Source organism: Pseudomonas sp. 05N434 (assembly GCF_056396965.1).
The window spans coordinates 1-1,181 of the sequence record NZ_JBFTMK010000892.1 but is presented as its reverse complement, the minus strand read 5'-3'; the positions used below and the strand labels follow the sequence as shown (position 1 = coordinate 1,181).

At 59.0% G+C, this 1,181-nt stretch carries 2 protein-coding genes and 1 pseudogene; all 3 read left to right on the top strand.

What is annotated here, in order from left to right:
* Positions 1-98, top strand: a pseudogene (locus AC1DLB_RS30480) (tol-pal system protein YbgF); the annotation flags it as partial.
* A 166-nt stretch (positions 99-264) separates the two neighbouring features.
* Complete coding sequence (gene queE, locus AC1DLB_RS30475) at positions 265-912, top strand: 7-carboxy-7-deazaguanine synthase QueE (RefSeq protein WP_018926493.1); 648 nt, start codon at positions 265-267, stop codon at positions 910-912.
* Between the two features lies 1 nt (position 913).
* Positions 914-1,181 (top strand): 7-cyano-7-deazaguanine synthase (locus tag AC1DLB_RS30470; protein ID WP_477786340.1); only part of this gene is annotated, 268 nt, incomplete at its 3' end.

Sequence of the window (1,181 nt, the reverse complement as noted above, 5' to 3'; positions counted from 1 at the left end):
ATACCGACCGGGTCAAAGGCATTCTGCAACAGGTCGTGTCCCAATATCCGGGCACTTCCGCCGCTCAGCTGGCGCAACGGGACTTGCAGCGCATGTAAGCCTGTTTAGCCCGTTTTGAAGAAACCCGCGCTTGTCGCGGGTTTTTTCGTTAGAATTCATGCCCTTTTTATGAAACACGCTTTTTGGGATCTGCGCGTTGGCGGGGTTCCTTGAAGTGCCTGACGGAGGCGGACAGCCTGTTTAGCTGTTACGCCCGTGGCGACTATGCAAGACACATTGAGAATCACCGAAGTTTTCTACTCGTTGCAGGGTGAAACGCGGACTGCCGGGCTGCCCACTGTTTTTGTGCGCCTGACCGGTTGCCCATTGCGTTGCCAATACTGCGACAGCGCCTACGCGTTCACTGGCGGCACCCTCCGCACGCTCGACGACATCCTCGAGCAAGTGGCCGGTTTTCGCCCACGTTACGTCTGCGTCACGGGCGGTGAGCCCTTGGCGCAACCCAATGCCATTCCCTTGCTCAAGCAGTTGTGTGACGCCGGTTACGAAGTGTCGCTGGAAACCAGCGGCGCGCTGGACATCTCGGCGGTCGATCCACGGGTCAGTCGCGTCGTCGACCTGAAAACCCCGGGTTCGAAAGAAGCCCACCGCAACCGCTACGAGAACATCGAACTGCTCACGCCCAACGATCAGGTGAAGTTTGTCATCTGCTCGCGGGAAGACTATGACTGGGCCGTGTCCAAGCTGATTCAATACGGTTTGAACGAGCGTGCCGGCGAAGTCCTGTTCTCGCCGAGCCACCATGACCTGAATGCACGTGATCTGGCGGACTGGGTGGTGGCGGACAATCTGCCTGTGCGTCTGCAATTGCAGCTGCATAAATATCTTTGGAATGACGAGCCGGGGCGCTGAAATGACTGAACAACTGAACACTGCTGAAAAACGTGCGGTCATCCTGCTGTCCGGCGGCCTGGACTCGGCGACGGTCGTGGCCATGGCCCGTGCCGAAGGCTACAGCTGCTACACCATGAGCTTCGATTACGGTCAGCGCCACCGTGCCGAACTGCAGGCCGCCGAGCGTGTTGCCCGCGACTTGGGTGTGATCGAGCACAAGGTGATCGGCCTGAACCTGAACGGTATCGGCGGCTCGGCCCTGACCGACAGTTCCATCGACGTACCGG